We start from the raw sequence: 18,563 nt of genomic DNA on the forward strand, positions 1-18,563 counted from the left end.
GTCATTTCCCCTTCCGCTGCTGCTGAAATCCACGATCCGCTTCCAGAAACGCACTCAGGATAGCCGGGATCAATTCGGCGATCGGCACTTCAGTCGCATATGTGACTGCATAAGCGGCCGCGTAGTCCTGCAAGCTCAGATGGAGGTCAGGCGTCACTGTTATCGCCAGTTTCACAGGCGTCTTGTCGGGAAGCTTCCCCAACTTGATCGTGCTCATCGTCTGCCCTCCCCTTTCCAGGGCGCCAATACCAAGTCCTGCCGCACCAAGAGTCGCACAGGCGCACCCGGCCGGATGTCGATGGTTGGCTGAACATCGAGATTGCGCTGCGTGAGCTGATCCCCCGCGCGAGATACATTGGTCTGGGCGGACTCCCGGACCGCCTGAACCAGATCGCTCTCGCCGGTAATCGAGAGCTCGGTGCCGACACCAAGAAGCGTAGCGATCCCGACGCCCTTGAGCAGCCGTCCAGTATGGTAGTTCACCCGGTCCGAGAGGCCCGAGTAGCCCGACGGATCAGCCGCCGGCATGTTATCGAGCCGAACCGACTTGCCATCGGGCATTACCAGGCGTTGCCAGATCACCAATGCCCGGCTTTGCCCATAGGCCACGACGCTGTCATACTTGCCGACCAGCCTTGCCCCTTGCGGAATGAGCAGAGTCTGCCCCGTGGCGCTGTCGAACACGTTCTGTGTGACCTGTGCAATGACCATGCCTGGCACATCGGAATTCACGCCCGTGACGAGACTGGCCGCGATAACACTGCCCGCCATCAGCATGTAGGGCGAAGCTTGGATCGCCAGACTGTGCGGGTTCACATCGCCGCGCTCGTCGAGCTTCTCCGCGAATTGGGTTTTGCGGTCCGCCGCCGAACCCGATGCATCGCCATTCGCTGCTAGTCCCGGATCAATCGAAGCCTCCGGCGCAGTTGCAGCGGCGACACCTTGTGTCCCGGTGGCTGTGTGCGCTCCCTGAATGAGCAGCGATGATTGCCTCGCTGCCTTCAGCTCTGCAGCCTGTCGTTGCCGCGCATCGTCAATGCCAGAGGTGACGGGCGCTGCCATGCCGGTATCCGCAAACTGACGCTGCTGCGCTCTCAAGATCGGTCGCCCAAGATCGCCGGGCAGCGGCGGCCCGAGTTTCGGCGCATCCCCGTAGCTTTTCGGCAGCCCACTGAGCGCGTCATCGGGAGGTTTCCGATTGGGCTGGGCCAATTCCGTTTGGACCGCGGCATTTCGGGCGAGCCGGGGCGCGAGAGCAATCCACGCCACACCCACCAGCGCGATCGTGGCCGCTGCGCTTCCACCGATGATGACTTGCTTGCGAAACCGCGTCACGCGGGGTGGCTGTGCCCGTAGTGCCAAGGTCTCGGGATCGACTTTCTCGGGCGACGACGCCCGCTGCTCGAGCGCTTCCAGCATCGCCGCCGAATTCGCCACGGCGCCGCCGGAAGGCGCTGATGCGCCGGTTTCCGACTCCCCGCTCATCGGCGCCCCCTCCCCTCGCCACCTCGGGTAATGCGCACGACCTGCTGCTTCTTGGTCCCGAGACGCAGCTCAGCGACGCTGAAGATGCGATCCACCACATAGAAGCGGCCCTTCATGCGATAGTTGACGAGTTCGGCTGCACCATCGGCACCGATCAAGAACAGCGGCGGGGCTTCGTCGACGCCGATTGAGGCCGGAAACTCAATGAACGTCTGCCGGCCATCATCGAAAGCCCTGAGTGGCCTCCAGGTCGGCGTGTCGCCGGTGATTGCATACCCGAAGTAGAGTTGTTCCACACCTAACCCCGCAGCAATCGGCTTCGCGACCTCGGCCGCAGCTTGAGCAGCCTTGACCGCGACCAGCTCGTCGAGCGGATAATTCCACGAGAGCGCGGACATGCCGGCGCTGGGCCGACTGGTCAGCAGCAGATGATAGGTGCGCCGATCGGTGGTGATGACGAGGTTGGTCTCGAGCCCGGTGCTGAACGGTTTGACCAGGATATGCGTGCGCTTGTCCTCGCCGCTCCCACTCGCCGTATCGCCGATCACCCAGCGCGCGGTATCGCCAGCGGCGACCGCGATCAGCCCCTCGCCCGCCTGTAACGCGATGTCCGTAATCATGCCCGGCTGCGTATAGACGTGGTACACAGTGCCATCTGACCAGAGGTAAACCTGCCGCGCATTAACCCAGGCATTCGGCGACGGCTCGACACCGTAGGAGCTCATACCGCTGATCGGCAGCTTCGCCCGCGCCGGCAAGTCCGCCGGATGAACGCCCACGGCAAAGGCAGCCGCGGCCAATAGCGAAGTCTTCATGGCAGTACCTCCTTGGCTTGGTCGGGATTGGAATTGGGGAGACCGCGCGTAGCCGGCGCCTCCTCTTCGTTGACCGCGCCTGCCGGTGCAGCTGCGGCGACCGGAGCGGGCACCTCGAGTTCCCGGCTCCAGTCGATGGCATCGACGTAGATCCCCAGCGGGTTCTTCCGCAGCGTCTCACTATCGCGCGGCGCCTGCTGGACAACGGTGAGGATCGCGGTCCAGTGGCTCGTGCCTGCCGCGCTGCCACGCTCGAAAGCATTCTCGATCCATTTCACCTGAAAGCTTCTGTCCGAAGCCCGAACCACACTGGTGACCTGAACCGAGACCGTGCGTTCGCCGAGCCCCGTCAGCGCACCCGAGGCCCGGGCATATTCGCTGAGGAACCGGCTGCCGCGCTGGGTCGAGAAGTCGTAGGCCTCGAGCCAACCCTCACGCATGATGACGGGATCGAGCGAGATGCCGCGCACGTGTCCGATGAACTTGGACAGGGCCCAGGCGATCTGTGGATCCGTGGGCTGATAGCCAGCCTCCGCCTCGCTGACCGCGCGCGGCTCACCCAGCCTGTCGACCGCAACGACATAGGGAACCACCCGGCTCTGCAACGACTGCCAGATGAGGCCTCCTGCCATGCTGCAGGATAGTCCGAGGCAGCCGAAGGCCATGATCCGCCAGCTGCGCGCCTGGACGCGGGCGGAGCCGATCCGCTCGTCCCAAAGCTGTGCGGCGCGTTGGAAGGGCGTCTCGGGAAGCGGTGTCCGTCCATAGAGCTGGACGCTGCGTTTGAAGCGCATGGGTCAGTCGTTCCTTTCGCTGATGTCGGGAGTGGTGGCGCCGCCACCGCGATCGCCCTGCTGGACGGCGTGGATGGCGACATCGCGGCGATGACGAGCGGTCTGCTCGGCGCGCATGGTCTTGGCCCAGGCAGGCGCCCCTTCTCCGCCTTCAGTGCTGGTGGCCGTCTCCGGGGCGGACGGAGAAGATGTCGAACTATCGGATTGCGACGATCGTGCAGCTCTGCCGGGAGTTGACCGGGACGTGGATACCCCAGGTGTCGAAGGACCTGTGTTATGACCCGCCGCGCCAGATGACGTCGAAGGACCTGTCGTCGATCCTGTATGAGCCCCGCCGCCATGACTGGCCGAACTTGCGGCCGCCGCGCTGCTGCCCATCGAAGTCCCGGCACGAATGCCGCCCAGCGCGGTGCCGGCGAGACGTGCGCCGGCAACCGCCCCTCCCCCTGCCAGCATGGCGATGCCGCCGGCGCCCAGCGCTGTACCGGCCGCCGCTCCTGCCCCGAGCTGCGGAGCACCCGATGCGAGGCCGCTCGCGACCGATGGCGCAAAGATGCCGAGACCGAAGAGCGCGAGGCTAGCGAGCACCAGGCTCATGGCCTGTCCGATGTCGGGCTCCTGCCCCTGCAGCGCCTGGGTGAACTGATCGAAGAAGTTCGAGCCGATGCCGACGATGACGGCGAGCACCATGACCTTGATGCCAGAGCTCACCACGTGCCCCAGGACGCGCTCGGCAAGGAAACTCGTCCGGTTCCACAGCGCGAAAGGCACCAGGATGAAGCCGGCAAGACCTACCAGCTTGAACTCGATGATGCAGACGAACATCTGCACAGCGAGGATGAAGAAGGCGAGGATGACCAGCAGCCAAGCGATCAGCAGCACTGCGATCGTCAGGAAATTTTTGAAGAAGCTGGTGAAGCCAAGAAGCTTCGAGGCCTGCTCAAGGAGCGGCCATGCTGCCGAGAACCCAGTGCCAGCCAGACGTCCGGGGCGAAGCAGATCGTCCGCAGTGAGCGATCCCCCACCGGCCGTGATCCCGGCCTGCGCGAAGGAATGGAAGATGATGTCGGCCAGCGTCGAGAAGCTGTTGATGATGAAGGCGAAGGCGCCGACGTAGAGGACCTTGCGGATGAACTTGGCGAGCACGTTGTCCTCGCCCCCAAGCGACCAGAACAGGCCAGCCAGCGTCACATCGATCGCGATCAGCGTCGCGGTCAGGAACCGCACATCGCCGCCGAGCAGACCGAAGCCGCTGTCGATGTAGCGGATGAAGGCGGTCATGAACTGATCGATGATGTTGAGGTCGTCCACGTGCGGTCATCCTGTCTGGGCGAGTGCGCCAGACGCGCGATAACGCGCTCAGCGCAGCACTAAGGTGGTGGGTGCCCGCGGGGCACGGCCGGGGATGGAGCACGTGCCCCGCGGGCGCGGCGGCAGGAGAGGCGATCCGCCGCCGCTGTCGGGAAAGGAAAGCGGCTGCCTAGTTCGGCGTGTAGGCCGTGCCGGTGCCCAGGAACTTCTTCGTCGCCACGTCGGCTTCGCTCTCGGACTGGACGCTATTGGCGTCGCTCACGGCCTGGGCGCGGAACTGGGCGGCCAGCATCTGCTGGATCTGGAACTGCTGCTTGGCCGTCAGCGCGAGAAGCTGGTTGGTCACCTGCAGTGCCTGCAAGGTGCCCTCGGCCCCTTGGCTGCGCTGCACCAGCGCATTCATTGTCGTCGCATCGGCCTCGACATTCTCGGCGATCTGCGCCTGCATCGTCACGTTCTGCCGATAGGCTGCGACCTGAGTGTCGAGGCGCGAGCGCGCAGCCGTCACCTGATCATCGAGTTTCAGCGACTGGCTGAATGCATCGGGGTAGAGCTTACTGAACTGCTGGTCGGCGCTGGAGACCTTGAACTGGATGTTCTGGGCCTGCCCCATCAGCGTGTCGATCTTCTGGAGCGTCTGGGTCAGCGCCTGCAGCTCGGGGAAACTCACCGTCGAAAGGTTCTTCGCTTCATTCGCGAGACTTTGCGCCTCGTTCTGCAGCGACTTGATCTGGTTGTTCACCTGCTGGAGCGCCCGCGCCGCCGTCAGCACATTCTGCGCATAGTTGGCCGGATCGTAGACCACCAGCGCATGGGCGGGCGGACTGGCGACCATTGCATCGAGAGCGAAGGCGCTGCCAGCGATCAGCGCCAACGCAGCAATGCCCGTTCCAAATTTGTGACGCGGCTTTGCCGTGCACGGGCAAGACGAGTTCTTCATCGTCATTCTCCTTGAAATTGGGATCACGAGAATGTTGGGAACAGAGGGAGGTTGGGATCAGGGGCGCCACGCCCGATTGCCGGGATAGGTTCCGATCAGGTCGGCCGCCCAGGCAGCGTGCGTTCCGGCGAGAAAGCGCGCGAAGAACTCGCCCTGCCCATGCTCGGCGAGCAGCGCGTCGATCCGCGCCTGCGTCGCCGGATCGGAACTGCCGCACAGCGCCAGCGCCACATCGCCCAGGCCCAGTTCGAACAGCCGGTTCCCGCGGGCCGATTGCAGGTAGTAGTGCCGCTTCGGCGTCGACCGCGCGATCAGCTCGATCTGCCGCTCACTGAGCCCGAAGCGCTCGTAGATTTCCCGGCTCAGCGGCTCGACCGCCCGGTCGTTGGGCAGAAGAATGCGCTGCGGGCAGCTTTCGATCAGCGCCGGCGCGATCGGTGATCCGGCAATGTCGGCCAGGCTCTGGGTGGCGAACAGCACCGAGACATTGCGCTTGCGCAGAACCTTGAGCCACTCGCGGATACGCGCAGCGAACAGCGGATGATCGAGGAAGATCCAGGCTTCGTCGAGCACCAGCAAGGTCGGGCGGCCATCGAAGCGCTCCTCGAGCCGGTGGAACAGATAGGTCAGCACCGGCCCGACCACCGATCCGTACCCCATCAGCGCCTCGGTCTCGAAGCACTGGAGGTCGGCGAGATGGAGGGTGCTCTCCGAGGCATCGAGCAGGCCGCCGTAAGGCCCGTCGATCGTGTAGGGCCCAAGTGCTGTGCGCAGCGCTTTTGACTGCAGCAGGAGCGTGAGGCCCGTGATCGTCCGCTCGGCGGGCGGCGCGCTGGCAAGGCTTCCCAGAGCCAGCCAGACCTGATCCTTCACCTCCGGGGTCACGGTCACGTTCTCCTGCGCGAGGATCGCGGCAATCCATTCCGCAGCCCAAGCGCGCTGCGCCGGATCGTCGATGTCGCGCAGAGGCTGGAACGCCAGCGAGCCGGTCTCTCCGCCCAGTCCCAGGGCGTGATGCGCGCCGCCGCAGGCCAGCACCGCTGCCCGCGCCGAGAGCCCCTTGTCGAACACATAGACCTGGGCGTCCGCGTAGCGGCGGAACTGCAGGATCATCAGCGCCAGGAGCACCGACTTGCCGGCCCCGGTCGGCCCGGCCACGAACATGTGCCCGACGTCGCCGACGTGGGTCGAGAGCCGGAATGGTGTCGAACCCGAGGTCTTGGCGTGGAGCAGCACGGAGCCCCCCAGATGATCGTTTCGCGCGGGTCCGGCCCAGACCGCCGAGAGCGGCATCAGGTGGGCGAGGTTCAGCGTATGGACCAGCGGCTGGCGGACATTGGCGTAGACGTGCCCCGGGATGGAGGAGAGCCAGGCCTCTACCGCATTGACCCGCTCGCGGATCGTCGTGAAGCCGAGCCCGCCCAGCACGCGCTCGACCTGGCGCATCTTGGACTCGACCGCGCTGCGTGTCGTGTCGCTGACGGTGATCGTCGTCGTCAGGTATCCGAACGCCACGTGATCGCCGCCGAGCGCCTGGAGTGCGAGATCGGCATCGGCAACCTTGTTGTCGGCATCGCTGTCGAGGAGCTGCGCCGGGGTATTGTACATCACCTCGCGCAGCATGGCGGTCAGCGACTTGCGCTTGTTGAACCACTGCCGCCGCAGGCTGGTCAGGACCTTGGTCGCCTCGGACTTGTCGAGCGCGATGAAGCGCGTGACCCACCGGTAGGCGAAGTCCTGGTGATTGAACGCATCGAGAATGCCCGGCCGGCTCAGGTTCGGAAATCCGAGAACCGAGATCGTTCGGATGTGCCGGTCGCCCAGTATCGGCTCGAGCCCGCCGACCAGCGGCGTGTCGACGAGAAGCCCATCGAGATACATCGGGGTTTCGGGCACATGCACGGGATGGCGGCGATCCGAGATTGTCGTGTGGAGATAGGTCAGCAGTTCCTTGCTATCCAGCGCGCGGATCTCGGGCATGAAGCCCGCAAACAGATCGAGCGCCCGGTCGGTTTCGGCGATGAAGCCGGTGAGCGAGGCGCGCCAGTCGCGGCCCTTCTCATCGTCGGCACGCTCGACGAGCTGGCGGCCGGCCGCGTCCTCGCTGTCGGCGGGAGGAAGCCAGGTCAGCGTCAGGTAGTAGGCGCTCTCGTAGTGCTTGCCCTCGGCGAGGAAAGCGGCGCGGCGTTCGCGGTCGACGAGCCAGCTTGCCGCGTCGGGAAAAGGATCGTCGGGATAGCTCGCGGCTTCGCGCCGCTCGGCCTCGAAGAACAGCGCCCAGCCCGAGCCGAAGCGGCGCAGGACATTGTTGGCGCGCGCTGCGATCGAGACCAGTTCTGCCTCGGTTGCCGATTCCAGATCGGGCCCGCGGAATTCGAGGACGCGCAGGAAGCTGCCGTCCTTGTTGAGGACGACGCCCGGCGCGACCAGCGCGGCCCAGGGCAGATGGTCGGCAAGGCGGCCTGCCTTGCTGCGATATTCGGCGAGGTTCAGCACGCGAGATATCCTTTCTGGCGCAAGTGGCGCAGCAGCACGGGCGCGAAGTCGGGATCGCGCCGGGCGGCGAGCACAGCGAGACTGTGTCCCGCCGCCCAGATGATGAGACCGGCCAGCCACTGCTGGAGCCCGAGGCCGACGGCCATGGCGAGTGTGCCGTTGAGGATCGCGATCCCGCGCGGCGCACCGCCGAGGAGGATCGGAGCGCCAAGGCTGACATGGATCGGGACCTCGAAGCCCTCGATGTGCTGGCCGGCCGCAATCATGCGATCAGCGCTCCGCCGCCGAAGCTGAAGAACGAGAGAAAGAAGCTCGAAGCCGCGAATGCGATCGAGAGCCCGAAGACGATCTGGATCAGCCGGCGGAAGCCACCGGAAGTCTCGCCGAAGGCCAGCGTCAGGCCGGTGACGATGATGATGATGACCGCGACGATCTTGGCGACCGGGCCCTGCACGGATTCGAGTATCTGCTCGAGCGGTTGCTCCCAGGGCATTCCCGAGCCCGCGGCCCAGGCCGAAGAGACGAAGGAAAGCGATGCCGCAGCGGCAACCACCGCCAGCGAGGCGGGGCGCAGGTCGAGGCGGTGAAGTCGTGACGTCTTCATGGGGTCATTCTCCTTGCTTGCTGGAAGGGAGGGGGACGGGCGGAAAGCAGAGCTCGTGCAGGCGGTATTCGCCGCGTGCCGCATCGAAGCCGTCGAGATTGGCGATGGCCGAGATCCGGCGGCCAAGACCTCGGCCCGAGATGACGACGATGAGGTCGATAGCCTCGGCAATGAGATGGCGCGGCACCGTGACGACCGCCTCCTGCACCAGCCCCTCGAGGCGGTGCAACGCGGCCGATGCGCCGTTGGCATGGATCGTGGCGATCCCCCCGGGATGGCCGGTGTTCCAGGCCTTGAGCATGTCGAGCGCCTCGGGCCCGCGCACTTCGCCCACGATGATCCGGTCCGGGCGCAGCCGCAGGGTTGAGCGGACAAGGTCGGCAATGGTGGCGACACCCTGCCGGGTGCGCAGGGCGACTGTATCGGGCGCCGGGCTTTGCAGTTCGCGCGTGTCCTCGATCAGCACCACGCGCTCATCGAGCGCAGCCATCTCGGCGAGCAGCGCATTGGCGAGCGTGGTCTTGCCCGAACTGGTGCCTCCGACGACGAGAATGTTACGTCGATCCAGTACGGCGGCGCGCAGCATGTCCGCGGCTTCCACCGGCATGATGCCGTCTGCCACATAGTCGGTGAGCGTGTGGATGCGCGCGGCCGGCTTGCGGATGGAGAAGCACGGCGCCAGCGAAACCGGCGGCAGCACGCCTTCGAAGCGTTCGCCGGCACCCTCGCCGTGCTGTGGCAGCTCGGCTGAGACAATCGGGCTATCGGCATGGACTTCGGCGCGGGCGTGACTCGCGACAAGACGGATGATGCGCTCGACCTGTTCGGCTGCGATGCGCACGTCGGTATCCGCCCTTCCCTCGCCGAGCACATCGAGCCTGAGTGCACCGTCAGGATTGACCATGATCTCGATGACCCGCGGATCCGCGAGAGCTGCCTCGATGGCCGGGCCCATGGCGGTGCGCAGCATGGCGCGGCGACGGGCAGCGGTTTCTTCGCCGCTCATCGCCCGCCCTCGTGATCGAGCGTGCGCTTGCCCCGCCCTACCTCCCGGGCAACCTGGGACAGGAATGCATCAAAGCGCAGCGATGCCGCCGCGCGGCCTGCAGCATCGTTTTCCGCGAGCGGCGGATTGATCGCGAGCTCATAGCGGATGAAGAGCGCCAGCGTTTCAAGCTCGATGTGACTGTCGCGCAGGAGGCGCTCGAGCAGTTCGGCGATGCGATCAAGCCGCCGAGCGAAGCGATCGTCGAGTTCGTTCGTCACCCGCCTGTCGAGCCAGACCGTCAATGCGTGGACCAGGATAGCCGACTTGGTGACACCTGGCCGGTTTGCTTCCTCGACGAGACGGGCACTGAGCGGCTCGGGCAGGAACAGTTGATAGCGGACCTTGTTCGTCATGCTCAGAGCTCCAAATCGAACTGATCGGCGCGCTCGGCGGAGCCCAGCGCATACGTGATGCGCACGAGCCGCTGTTGGGCCGCCTGATCGAGGACACGCTTGTCCAGTGCCGGATCATCGTCATCGACAGTGAGACCCAGCGGATCGCTGGCGACCTGCGGCTCCTGAGGAGGACCGTCGATTTCCGGGCCGACTTCAACGGCGGGCGCCTGGTCAATGGTCCCATTTACAGCCTTCTTGCCTTCCGGCTCTTCTTCCGCGAACTCACTGGCGGGCGGCGCCAAACGTTGGTCGATGTCGCGCACCTGCCCGGACCAGTCGTCCTTCCGCGCAGGCGGGGTATCAGCATAGCTTTTCGTGCTCAGCTGCGGCGGCGCGATGACCCGCTGCGCAATTGAGGGCTCCTCGAAATAGCGCAGCTTGCTGGCCCGGATCGGCGGCGTGCCGGAGGCAAGCACGAGTTCTTCGCGCGGATCGAGTTGCATGACCTCGCCCGGCGTCAGCAGTGCCCGCGCCGTCTCCTGGCGGCTGACCATGACATGCGAGAGCCAGGGCGCGAGGCGGTGGCCAGCGTAGTTGCGCATGGCGCGCTGCTCGGTCGCGGTCCCGAGGGCATCGGACAAGCGCTTGGCGGTACGTTCGTCATTGGTCGCAAACGCGACGCGCACATGGCAGTTGTCGAGGATCGAATTGTGCTCGCCGTAAGCCTTCTCGATCTGGTTGAGGCTCTGCGCGATCAGGAATGCGCGGACACCATAGCCAGCGAGAAACGCCAGGCTGGTTTCGAAGAAGTCGAGACGGCCGAGCGCGGGAAACTCGTCGAGCATCATGAGCAGCCGGTGCCGGCGGCCGCCCTTGTGGTCCGCCCCATGCTCGAACCGCAGTTCTTCGGTAAGGCGCCGACCGATCTGGTTGAGGATCAGTCGGATCAGCGGCTTGGTACGGCTGATGTCCGAAGGCGGAACGACCAGATAGAGCGAGGCCGGGTATTTCCCATCGACGAGGTCGGCGATGCGCCAGTCGGAAGCTGCCGTCACTGCCGAGACCGTAGGGTCGCGGTACAAACCCAGGAAGGACATTGCCGTCGAGAGCACGCCGGAGCGTTCGTTTACCGACTTGTTGAGCACTTCACGTGCCGCCGACGCCACGACCGGATGGACCTGCGGTGCCCTCTCGGTACCGAGATGGTTCGTCGACATCATCGCGTGAAGTGTGTTGGCAAAGCTGCGTGCAGGATCGGACAGGAAGGTGGCGACGCGTGCGAGCGTCTTCTCATCTTCCGCGTAAAGAACGTGGAGGATCGCGCCGACCAAAAGTGAGTGGCTGGTCTTCTCCCAGTGGCCCCGTCGCTCGACTGCTCCTTCGGGATCGACGAGGATATCGGCGATGTTCTGGACATCGCGGACTTCGTGGATGCCGCGGCGCACTTCCAGCAATGGATTGTAGCGGGCTGAACGCGCATCGGTGGGATTGAACAGCAGGCAATGGGAAAAGCGCGCGCGCCAGCCGGCGGTCAGTTGCCAGTTCTCGCCCTTGATGTCGTGGATAACGGCAGAACCCGACCAGCCTAGCAGGGTCGGAATGACAAGGCCGATTCCCTTGCCCGAACGCGTCGGCGCAAAGGCCATCACATGTTCGGGCCCATCGTGGCGCAAATAGTCGGCGCCGACCCGCCCGAGGAACACGCCCTCGTCGGCCAGAAGGCCCGCCTTTTGGATATCCTTGCGGCTCGCCCAGCGCGCCGATCCGTACGTGGTGACATTGCTGCGCTGGCGCGCGCGCCAGACCGAACCGACGATGGCCGCCGCGCAGCCGACGAGCCCGCTCGATGCCGCAATGCCGCCAGCCTCGTCAAACACGACCGGCGCGTAGGCATCGAACTCGAACCACCAGAGGAAGATCGCCCAGGGCGCATAGATCCTACGGTCCAGCAGCACGAACCAAGGGCTGCCCAGTTCGGGCTGGTAGGCAAGCTGCGCCGCTGCCCATTGGGTTGCCAGCCAGACACCGGCAAGGACGATCGCGAACACGACCATCATCTGTCCGATGAGGAGTTTCGTCGGTGTCATGAAAGCCTCCGCGCGCCGCGGATCACATCCGCTGGCGTCAGGCAGAGAGTCCCGCAAATCAGCGACCGGTCACAGTGCCTGTCTGGTGCACCCGGGTGTCTTTCGAGTGCACTTCAGAACCGGCAGACGCCGTTTTGACTTGCTGTCGCGATGAGCGGGGCGACAAAGACGTCCAATTCCGCGCCGTATTGGATGATTGAATGATCCGCCGGTTGATTACTCGACATTAATCATGACAATGCCGCGCCACGAAGGCATGCGGCACATCATGACGAGCGATACTCAGAAGGTTACCAAGTACTGGCGCAATTCGCTGGCGGACGCAGAATTGGGGCGCGGCACGTTCACCCAAAAGGACGCGGACGATTTTCTAATCGTCGACCACGCCAGCCTCAACGCCGGCCGCCTCCCGGCAAACCTGGTTGCCTCCCTGTTCGGCGCCAACGCCTCGCCCGATGAAACCTGCGCGATCATCCTGCGCCCCTTCGTCTTTGCCTCCCGGACCGAGCGCGGCCAGAAGCGCGGCAGCCTCCCGGAAATCGTGACACCGATTGCGACGCGGATGATGGTAACCCGCGATGGGCGCCTCATTCGCCCGGTCAGCAGCGTTGTCCCGCGCGACATTCTCGAGCCCTTGCATCGCATGGCCTTTACGGTGGGCACGATTGATGCGCTCGATACGTTTGTCACCACGCATCCACTATCCGAAGACTGCCAATGGCAGGACTACGTCGAGCACGCGGAAGGCCTTATGGAGACGGTCGCATCCGCGATCGAGGAAGACCGACGCTTCGAAGTGGTGCCGCACGGATATGTCCAGCGCTCGGATGGGCATGGTAGCATGTCCGCCAGCGTTCTTGCGCTCTACGACCAGATCGAACTCGACGGCGCGTACGGGCCGCTCCTGACCACGTTCGCCGGTCAGATAGAGCAGCGTACCGAGCCATGCCTGCCCGAAAACTCGCGTTTTGCGGAACGGCTCGGCCACTCCAGCGATACTTATGCACTGGCCCCCGCGCAGCGCGAGGCGCTTGCCCACCTCACGGCATCGAAGGACGGCGAAGTCCTCGCGGTCAACGGCCCGCCTGGCACCGGCAAGACAACGATGCTCCTCTCGGTCATCGCCACCCTCTGGGCCAAGGCGGCGATCGAGCAGGGTGAAGCCCCACTGATCGTCGCGACCTCGACGAACAACCAGGCCGTGACCAATATCCTGGATGCGTTCGGCGCCGACTATGCCAAGGGTACCGGACCTTTCGCCGGGCGATGGCTTCCCGCGCTTCGCAGCTTCGGGTCCTACTTCCCATCCAAGCGCCGCGAGAGCGATGCGGCCAAGACCTATCAGATCGCCGCCTTCTTCGACCGTCTCGAAGAGGCCGATCAAGTCGAGCAATGCCGCCTTGCTTACCTTGATGCGGCAGCCAAAGCGTTTCCGCACCTCCAATCCCTGACCGTCGAAACCGTAGTCGCGGCGCTGCACCATCGGCTAATCGAACAGGTGCAAATGCTGGCGGCGATCGAGAACGCCTGGCAGGCTCTTCTCCAAGCGCGGGCGGCGGTTCTTGCAGAACTGGGCCCGGATCCGCGCCAAGCGCGTGCCAATCGGGCAAATGCACTGGAAGCGGCCGAAGCCGAGTTGCACCGTACACAAGCAATCTCAAGCCTCTGGGATCGGCACCAGGCCTCCGAGCCGGTTCTTCACGCCCTGCTTGGCTGGCTCCCGTCGATCGCAAGGCGGCGGCTTGCTGCAGCACGGGCAGCCCTTGCATCAGACTGGTCCGGCCCTTTGCCGGAATGGACAAGTCTGGGTGATATCTCGTCCTCCGTGAGGGCCGAAGTTGCTCGGGCACAGTCGGCGATGGGCGACCATATTGCGGCACTTGGCCGCGCCGACGCTGTTATCGCGGACGAAACCACCGCGCTCGGTTCCTGGGCCAGTGCCCTCGCGGTACTTTCTATCAGTCCTGAGGCTGCGACCTCCATGACGCTCGCCGATGCGGACGAGGCTGCGGATCGCCTGCTTCGCTTCCCGATCTTCCTGACGACGACGCACTATTGGGAAGGACGCTGGCTGCTCGACATGGCGGCCGATCCGGACATTCCGGCCAAGCAGAAGAAAACCGGCAGGATCCCGATGACCGCGCGGTGGTCCCGCCGGATGAAACTGACACCTTGCGCGGTTTCGACGTTCTACATGCTACCGCGCCTGCTCTGTGCGAGCCGCTTCCAGGACGGTGATTTCCTGCCGGACTACCTCTATGGCCAGATCGATCTCCTGATCGTCGACGAAGCCGGACAGGTCACTCCCGAAATCGCCGGTGCTTCCTTTGCTCTCGCCAAGCGTGCGATGATCATTGGCGACACGGCCCAGATCGAGCCGATCTGGAGCGTGCCCAGCCGGATCGACGTCGGCAACCTGAGGCAGGCCGGGCTCATTGGCGGCGACGACAACGGTCCGGATCTGACCGCCTTCCTCGAGACAGGACGCGCCGCTTCGTCCGGCAGTGTGATGAGGATTGCTCAACATGCGTCCCGCTTCCATCAGGATGCCGATCTCGAGCGCGGCCTCATGCTCTACGAGCATCGCCGGTGCTTCGACGAGATCGTCGGCTACTGCAACGACCTTTGCTATCGTGGAAAACTGCAGCCGAAGCGCGGGCTCAAATCGGATGCCCGCAAGAGCGACGGGCTCCCCGCGCTCGGCTACCTTCATATCGACGGTCGGTGCGATTCCATCGCTGGCGGCAGCCGGCGAAATGCTCTCGAAGCCGAAACGATCGCTCGGTGGCTGGCTGATCGACAGGAAGAACTGCTGACCTCCTATCCCGGCAAGCGCCTCGACGAGATCGTTGGCATCGTCACCCCGTTCGCAGGTCAGGCACGGGCGATCACGTCTGCGCTCGGCCGCCAGGAAAGCCTTGCCGGCGCCAATGTCACTATCGGCACGATCAATACCTTCCAGGGTGGTCAAAGGCCGGTAATCCTGTTCTCTCCGACCTACTCCAAGCACGCGGATGGCGGTTTCATCGACGCCAAGGCCAGCATGCTCAACGTGGCAGTCTCGCGGGCGATGAACAGCTTCCTCGTGTTCGGCGACATGGATTGCTTCTCGGCCGCGGCACCGGGTAGCCCGCGCGGCCGATTGAGACAGCGGCTTCTGGCACACGAAGGCAATCGGCTGTTCTTCGACGCGCCTGCACGGCCCGATCTCACACGCGAAGCAGGTCTGGTGCACCTCACCGACCTCGATGCGCACGACGGCTTTTTGCGCGACGTCCTCGAAGAATGCCGAAGCGACATTCACATCGTCACACCTTGGCTGACGGATCGCGGACTGCAGGGTGCCAGGATCGTTCCGCTCATCGAGGCCGCTGCGAACTCCGGCGTTTCGGTCACAGTCTATACCGACCGAGCTCTCAACGAATGGCGGGGCAAACAGGACAAAGGCGCCGTCGAGAGCTTTACGGCGGCAAAGCAGAACCTTGAAGGCGCCGGCGCCATTGTCATTGAAGTGAAGGACGTGCACAGCAAGATCGTGATGGCCGACAACAATGTCTATTGTGTCGGGTCGTTCAATTGGCTGAGCGCGGCGCGCGAAGGCGCCTTCGTGCGCCACGAGACCTCACTCGCTTATCGCGGGACCAGCGTCTCGCCTGAGATCGAAACCATGAAGGACAGCTTGCGTAAGCGGGCGATTGCATGATCCGTTTTCGGGCAAACCGGCAATTCCAGTATAGCGATCCGGCCGAGGCCCACTATTCGCACACCGATTCCCGCAAAAATGCGCCTTTACTTGGGAAGGAATTGGGAAGAGAACGGCGTCCTCCGATAAATCTCCCAAGAGGGAAACTCGATGTCCGACACCGAGCAGCCCGAGCTCGCTCGCCTGACAGTTGAACTGCTCAGCGCCTTTGTCTCAAATAATACTGTTTCAAGCGATGCTCTTCCTGGCCTGATCGAGGCGACGCGCAGCGCACTCGCAGGAAAAGCCGCGCAGGAGCAGAGTGTTGAAGCGCCGGAATTCAAACCCGCTGTTTCGGTTGAAGACAGCCTGACCTCCCGCGAACACATTCTCAGCCTGATCGACGGGAAGCCTTACAGGGCGCTCAAACGGCACCTGGCAAGCAACGGCCTCACTCCCGAAGAATACCGTGCGCGTTACAACCTTCCCGCCACTTACCCCATGGTTTCGGCAGGCTACTCCGAGAAGCGCCGCGCTTTCGCCAAAGCAGCAGGCCTTGGTGGCAGCAGAGCCGGTACAGGGGCTTCTGCCGCCGTGCCATCCAAATCCGCAGCGGCCAAAGCTCCCGTAGCAGCGAAGGCCACCAAGGGAGCTGCGAAGAAGGCAGGTCCAAAAACCGCGCCGACGGCCAAGGCTACGACCAATCCGTCGAGCAAGGTAACGCAGGCACTTGCAGCACCGTCTTCCGTGACGGCGCCAGCAGCCAAGTCTTCAAACGCGACACCGAAAAATGCCCCAAAGGCAGCGCCGAAGTCAGTCAGTGAGCCTGTGCCCAAGGCGTCTGCCAGCGCGGCAGTATTCAAGGAGACTAAGCCTGTAGCCAAAAAGGCCGCTGCAGCGAAGGGTGAGCCGGTCGCCGCCACAACTTCTGTCAGCAAGCCTGGCCGCCGCATGGCCCGCACGATCGGCAATGCTACCACCGAAGCAGGTGCCGCAAAGCCAATTACAGTTCCCAAGAAGGGAGCTAAGGCCGGCAAGAAGTCTACCGTTGCGGCGAGCAAGGCCTCGAAGCTCGAGACGGCCGAGGTTACTGCAGCCGCTGCGAATGCCGTTGCGCCTGCCGCAGAAAAAGTCGCCAAGACGGCAAAGCTTCCGACAGTCAAGCCCGAGGCCAAGACTGCAGCGACCGCCAAGTCTGCGCCCCCGAAGAAGAGCCGTGCTAAGCTCCGGATCGCGGTTCCTGCTGCGAAGAACGCAGCTTCGACGACTGCTGGGTCAGCGACATTGGCGTCCTCTTCCGAACTGCCATCTGAGCAGAGCCCTGCTGAAGCCAAGGTCTAAGAATTTTTGGGGCGGCCTTTCTGAATGGTAGGCCGCCCCAGAAGGCTGACGTCAAAACACCTTAGGGACCGCCGATCACACTTTTTCCGGCTCAGGTATCCTGGATCGTTCCTAGCATCCATCACCTGATCGCATAATCGCGCCCCCGCCTCCTAGGGCGCCAGTCGGGAATGCGCCCATCCCACCCGTTCGACAGTGATTGTGCCGCGCCTGGCAGCGGACATTCGGGTCATGACTGGGTCTGGGACCTTCGCGACTTTCTGGTTTTGAGTGCCCGGCTCAGGAAACAAGACACTCCCAACGTCCAGCTTGCTAAAAATCCATTGGCGGCAAGCGCCCGATTCCAGACCTAGGCCGCCCCCTTCTGCGATCCTGAAACCGGACGATCAGCGTTGCTACGCCGCATGGACATAATTCTGGCTGAACGATGGGCAGCTATCGGGGAGTTCCGGAGCGCGCTGAATGGCAGAAATGTTGGGGAAAGCTGCCGTCCCAGACGACGTGGAATTCTTAAGCAATCCCGAGAGTCTCTGGAAGATCTGACACAAATTCGACGCGGTCAGGATAAGACCCAACCAAGGATCGGATACCCTGCGTGAGTTCGGCGCGAGTCTCCGGTGTCGCCATCTGTAAATTGGCTGCCAAATCTTCCAATGCCGATACCGCGGCGTCAGGGTCGATGATCCGATCGTCCGAAAATTCCAAGAATATCGCGATGTCGATTAGCGCCTTCATCACCTGCGGATCGAACATATGCAAACTCCTGCCCATGAGCCGTCACAAGGCGCTGGCAGAGGATTTCAATGACGGCAATGTCGGCGCATCCGGAAGGGCAGGCTTCCGGTTAAAACTCTGAAAATCCGCCATTCCGCGTTGTTGGGTTAGCGGACAACGGAAGATTAGTGCAGCGCTGCAGAGTTCGGTGAAGCAACCACGGAATTCTAATGCGAGCCAGAATTTGGTTCATGCCGTACAGCCACCAGAACCCAGCAACCGCAATCAGCGCCCCATGTTTCGGATCGCTTATGCTCACGCCAGCACCGATTGCGACTGGGGTCAGGCAAAAAAGAAAAGCCCAAAGGCAGCTAATGTCGAACGTCAACATCGGCATTGACCCGCCTTCATCGCAATCAAGCCAAAACGATCCCCTGTCGAATAGAACCATAGCGTCCGACCTATTTCCGCCCGAATATAGCGGCGCCGGGATGCTGAAAGAAATGCAATTCTCACCTCTTATGACGATATCCTTGCTTTGCTCCGCCAACATACCCTCTAGGCTATCCAAGACATCGCCTGCGGTATGTCGATCGGTACGGGAACTTTACCCCGGTAGTGCCAAATGAAGCTCAGAAACATGTGAATGGACTATTCAAGGATTTGCATTCGATCAATGGTGCGAAAGAGGCAAAATCAATTGCCCGCAACGTCGGCGGGGCCGGTCAGGCAGGTTTCGGATTAAAACGCTGTAACTCTGCCATTCCGGTTTGTTGGGGATAGACGTCTCCGAGGCTATGTCCACATCGCCCTCGGCAGCCTTATGCTCGGAAGAATTGTCCATCCATGAGAACTCTTAAACGGGCTCTAAGAAAATCTCGGATGATTATGAAGTATTATATCGCGGGATG

The 18,563-nt window shown here is 63.4% G+C and carries 15 protein-coding genes; 2 read left to right on the forward strand and 13 right to left on the reverse strand.

The window, feature by feature from the left end:
* Window position 1 precedes the first annotated feature (1 nt).
* The 12 genes from AC1VVM_RS23565 to AC1VVM_RS23620 all read right to left on the reverse strand — a co-directional run bounded on the left by AC1VVM_RS23565 (window position 2) and on the right by AC1VVM_RS23620 (window position 11,915).
* Window positions 2-217, reverse strand: a complete 216-nt coding sequence (locus tag AC1VVM_RS23565; protein WP_482956676.1) for a DUF2274 domain-containing protein — start codon at window positions 215-217, stop codon at window positions 2-4.
* Window positions 214-1,485: a TraB/TrbI/VirB10 family type IV secretion system protein gene (locus AC1VVM_RS23570; RefSeq protein WP_482956677.1), complete on the reverse strand. Its 1,272-nt coding sequence runs from the start codon at window positions 1,483-1,485 to the stop codon at window positions 214-216. Before AC1VVM_RS23570 ends, AC1VVM_RS23565 begins: the two co-directional genes overlap by 4 nt.
* Entirely contained in the window at window positions 1,482-2,300 is an 819-nt protein-coding gene (gene trbG / locus AC1VVM_RS23575; RefSeq protein ID WP_482956678.1) for a P-type conjugative transfer protein TrbG, read from the reverse strand. Before trbG ends, AC1VVM_RS23570 begins: the two co-directional genes overlap by 4 nt.
* On the reverse strand, window positions 2,297-3,094 hold the full coding sequence (gene trbF, locus AC1VVM_RS23580; protein WP_482956679.1) for a conjugal transfer protein TrbF: 798 nt from the start codon (window positions 3,092-3,094) through the stop codon (window positions 2,297-2,299). Before trbF ends, trbG begins: the two co-directional genes overlap by 4 nt.
* 3 nt (window positions 3,095-3,097) lie before the next feature.
* The gene (gene trbL, locus AC1VVM_RS23585; RefSeq protein WP_482956680.1) at window positions 3,098-4,405 is read right to left on the reverse strand and encodes a P-type conjugative transfer protein TrbL; all 1,308 of its coding nucleotides are present in this window, start codon (window positions 4,403-4,405) and stop codon (window positions 3,098-3,100) included.
* Between the two features lie 169 nt (window positions 4,406-4,574).
* Entirely contained in the window at window positions 4,575-5,345 is a 771-nt protein-coding gene (trbJ, locus tag AC1VVM_RS23590) for a P-type conjugative transfer protein TrbJ (RefSeq protein WP_482956681.1), read from the reverse strand.
* 57 nt (window positions 5,346-5,402) lie between these two features.
* Complete coding sequence (trbE, locus tag AC1VVM_RS23595; protein ID WP_482956682.1) at window positions 5,403-7,841, reverse strand: conjugal transfer protein TrbE; 2,439 nt, start codon at window positions 7,839-7,841, stop codon at window positions 5,403-5,405.
* A complete protein-coding gene (locus tag AC1VVM_RS23600) occupies window positions 7,835-8,107 on the reverse strand; it encodes a VirB3 family type IV secretion system protein (RefSeq protein WP_482956683.1) in 273 nt (90 codons plus the stop codon). The genes trbE and AC1VVM_RS23600 overlap by 7 nt, the downstream gene beginning before the upstream one ends.
* Complete coding sequence (locus AC1VVM_RS23605; RefSeq protein ID WP_482956684.1) at window positions 8,104-8,445, reverse strand: TrbC/VirB2 family type IV secretion system protein; 342 nt, start codon at window positions 8,443-8,445, stop codon at window positions 8,104-8,106. The genes AC1VVM_RS23600 and AC1VVM_RS23605 overlap by 4 nt, the downstream gene beginning before the upstream one ends.
* Before the next feature lie 4 nt (window positions 8,446-8,449).
* A complete protein-coding gene (gene trbB / locus AC1VVM_RS23610) occupies window positions 8,450-9,451 on the reverse strand; it encodes a P-type conjugative transfer ATPase TrbB (RefSeq protein ID WP_482956685.1) in 1,002 nt (333 codons plus the stop codon).
* Window positions 9,448-9,846, reverse strand: a complete 399-nt coding sequence (locus tag AC1VVM_RS23615) for a CopG family transcriptional regulator (RefSeq protein ID WP_482956686.1) — start codon at window positions 9,844-9,846, stop codon at window positions 9,448-9,450. The genes trbB and AC1VVM_RS23615 overlap by 4 nt, the downstream gene beginning before the upstream one ends.
* A gap of 2 nt (window positions 9,847-9,848) precedes the next feature.
* Window positions 9,849-11,915, reverse strand: coding sequence for a conjugal transfer protein TraG (locus AC1VVM_RS23620; RefSeq protein ID WP_482956687.1), 2,067 nt, complete (start codon window positions 11,913-11,915; stop codon window positions 9,849-9,851).
* A 268-nt stretch (window positions 11,916-12,183) separates the two neighbouring features.
* On the opposite strand from AC1VVM_RS23620, the gene AC1VVM_RS23625 reads away from it, so the two are divergent.
* Window positions 12,184-15,618 (forward strand): AAA domain-containing protein, encoded by a 3,435-nt coding sequence (locus tag AC1VVM_RS23625; protein ID WP_482956688.1) that lies wholly within the window; start codon window positions 12,184-12,186, stop codon window positions 15,616-15,618.
* A 150-nt stretch (window positions 15,619-15,768) separates the two neighbouring features.
* Window positions 15,769-16,938, forward strand: coding sequence for a Ros/MucR family transcriptional regulator (locus AC1VVM_RS23630; RefSeq protein WP_482956689.1), 1,170 nt, complete (start codon window positions 15,769-15,771; stop codon window positions 16,936-16,938).
* Window positions 16,939-17,448: 510 nt separating this feature from the next.
* Here AC1VVM_RS23630 and AC1VVM_RS23635 read toward each other — a convergent pair.
* Window positions 17,449-17,691 carry a hypothetical protein gene (locus tag AC1VVM_RS23635; RefSeq protein WP_343610810.1) on the reverse strand — a complete coding sequence of 81 codons (243 nt, stop codon included), beginning with the start codon at window positions 17,689-17,691 and terminating at the stop codon, window positions 17,449-17,451.
* Between the last annotated feature and the right edge of the window lie 872 nt (window positions 17,692-18,563).

The organism is Novosphingobium sp. BL-S-33 (assembly GCF_056857025.1).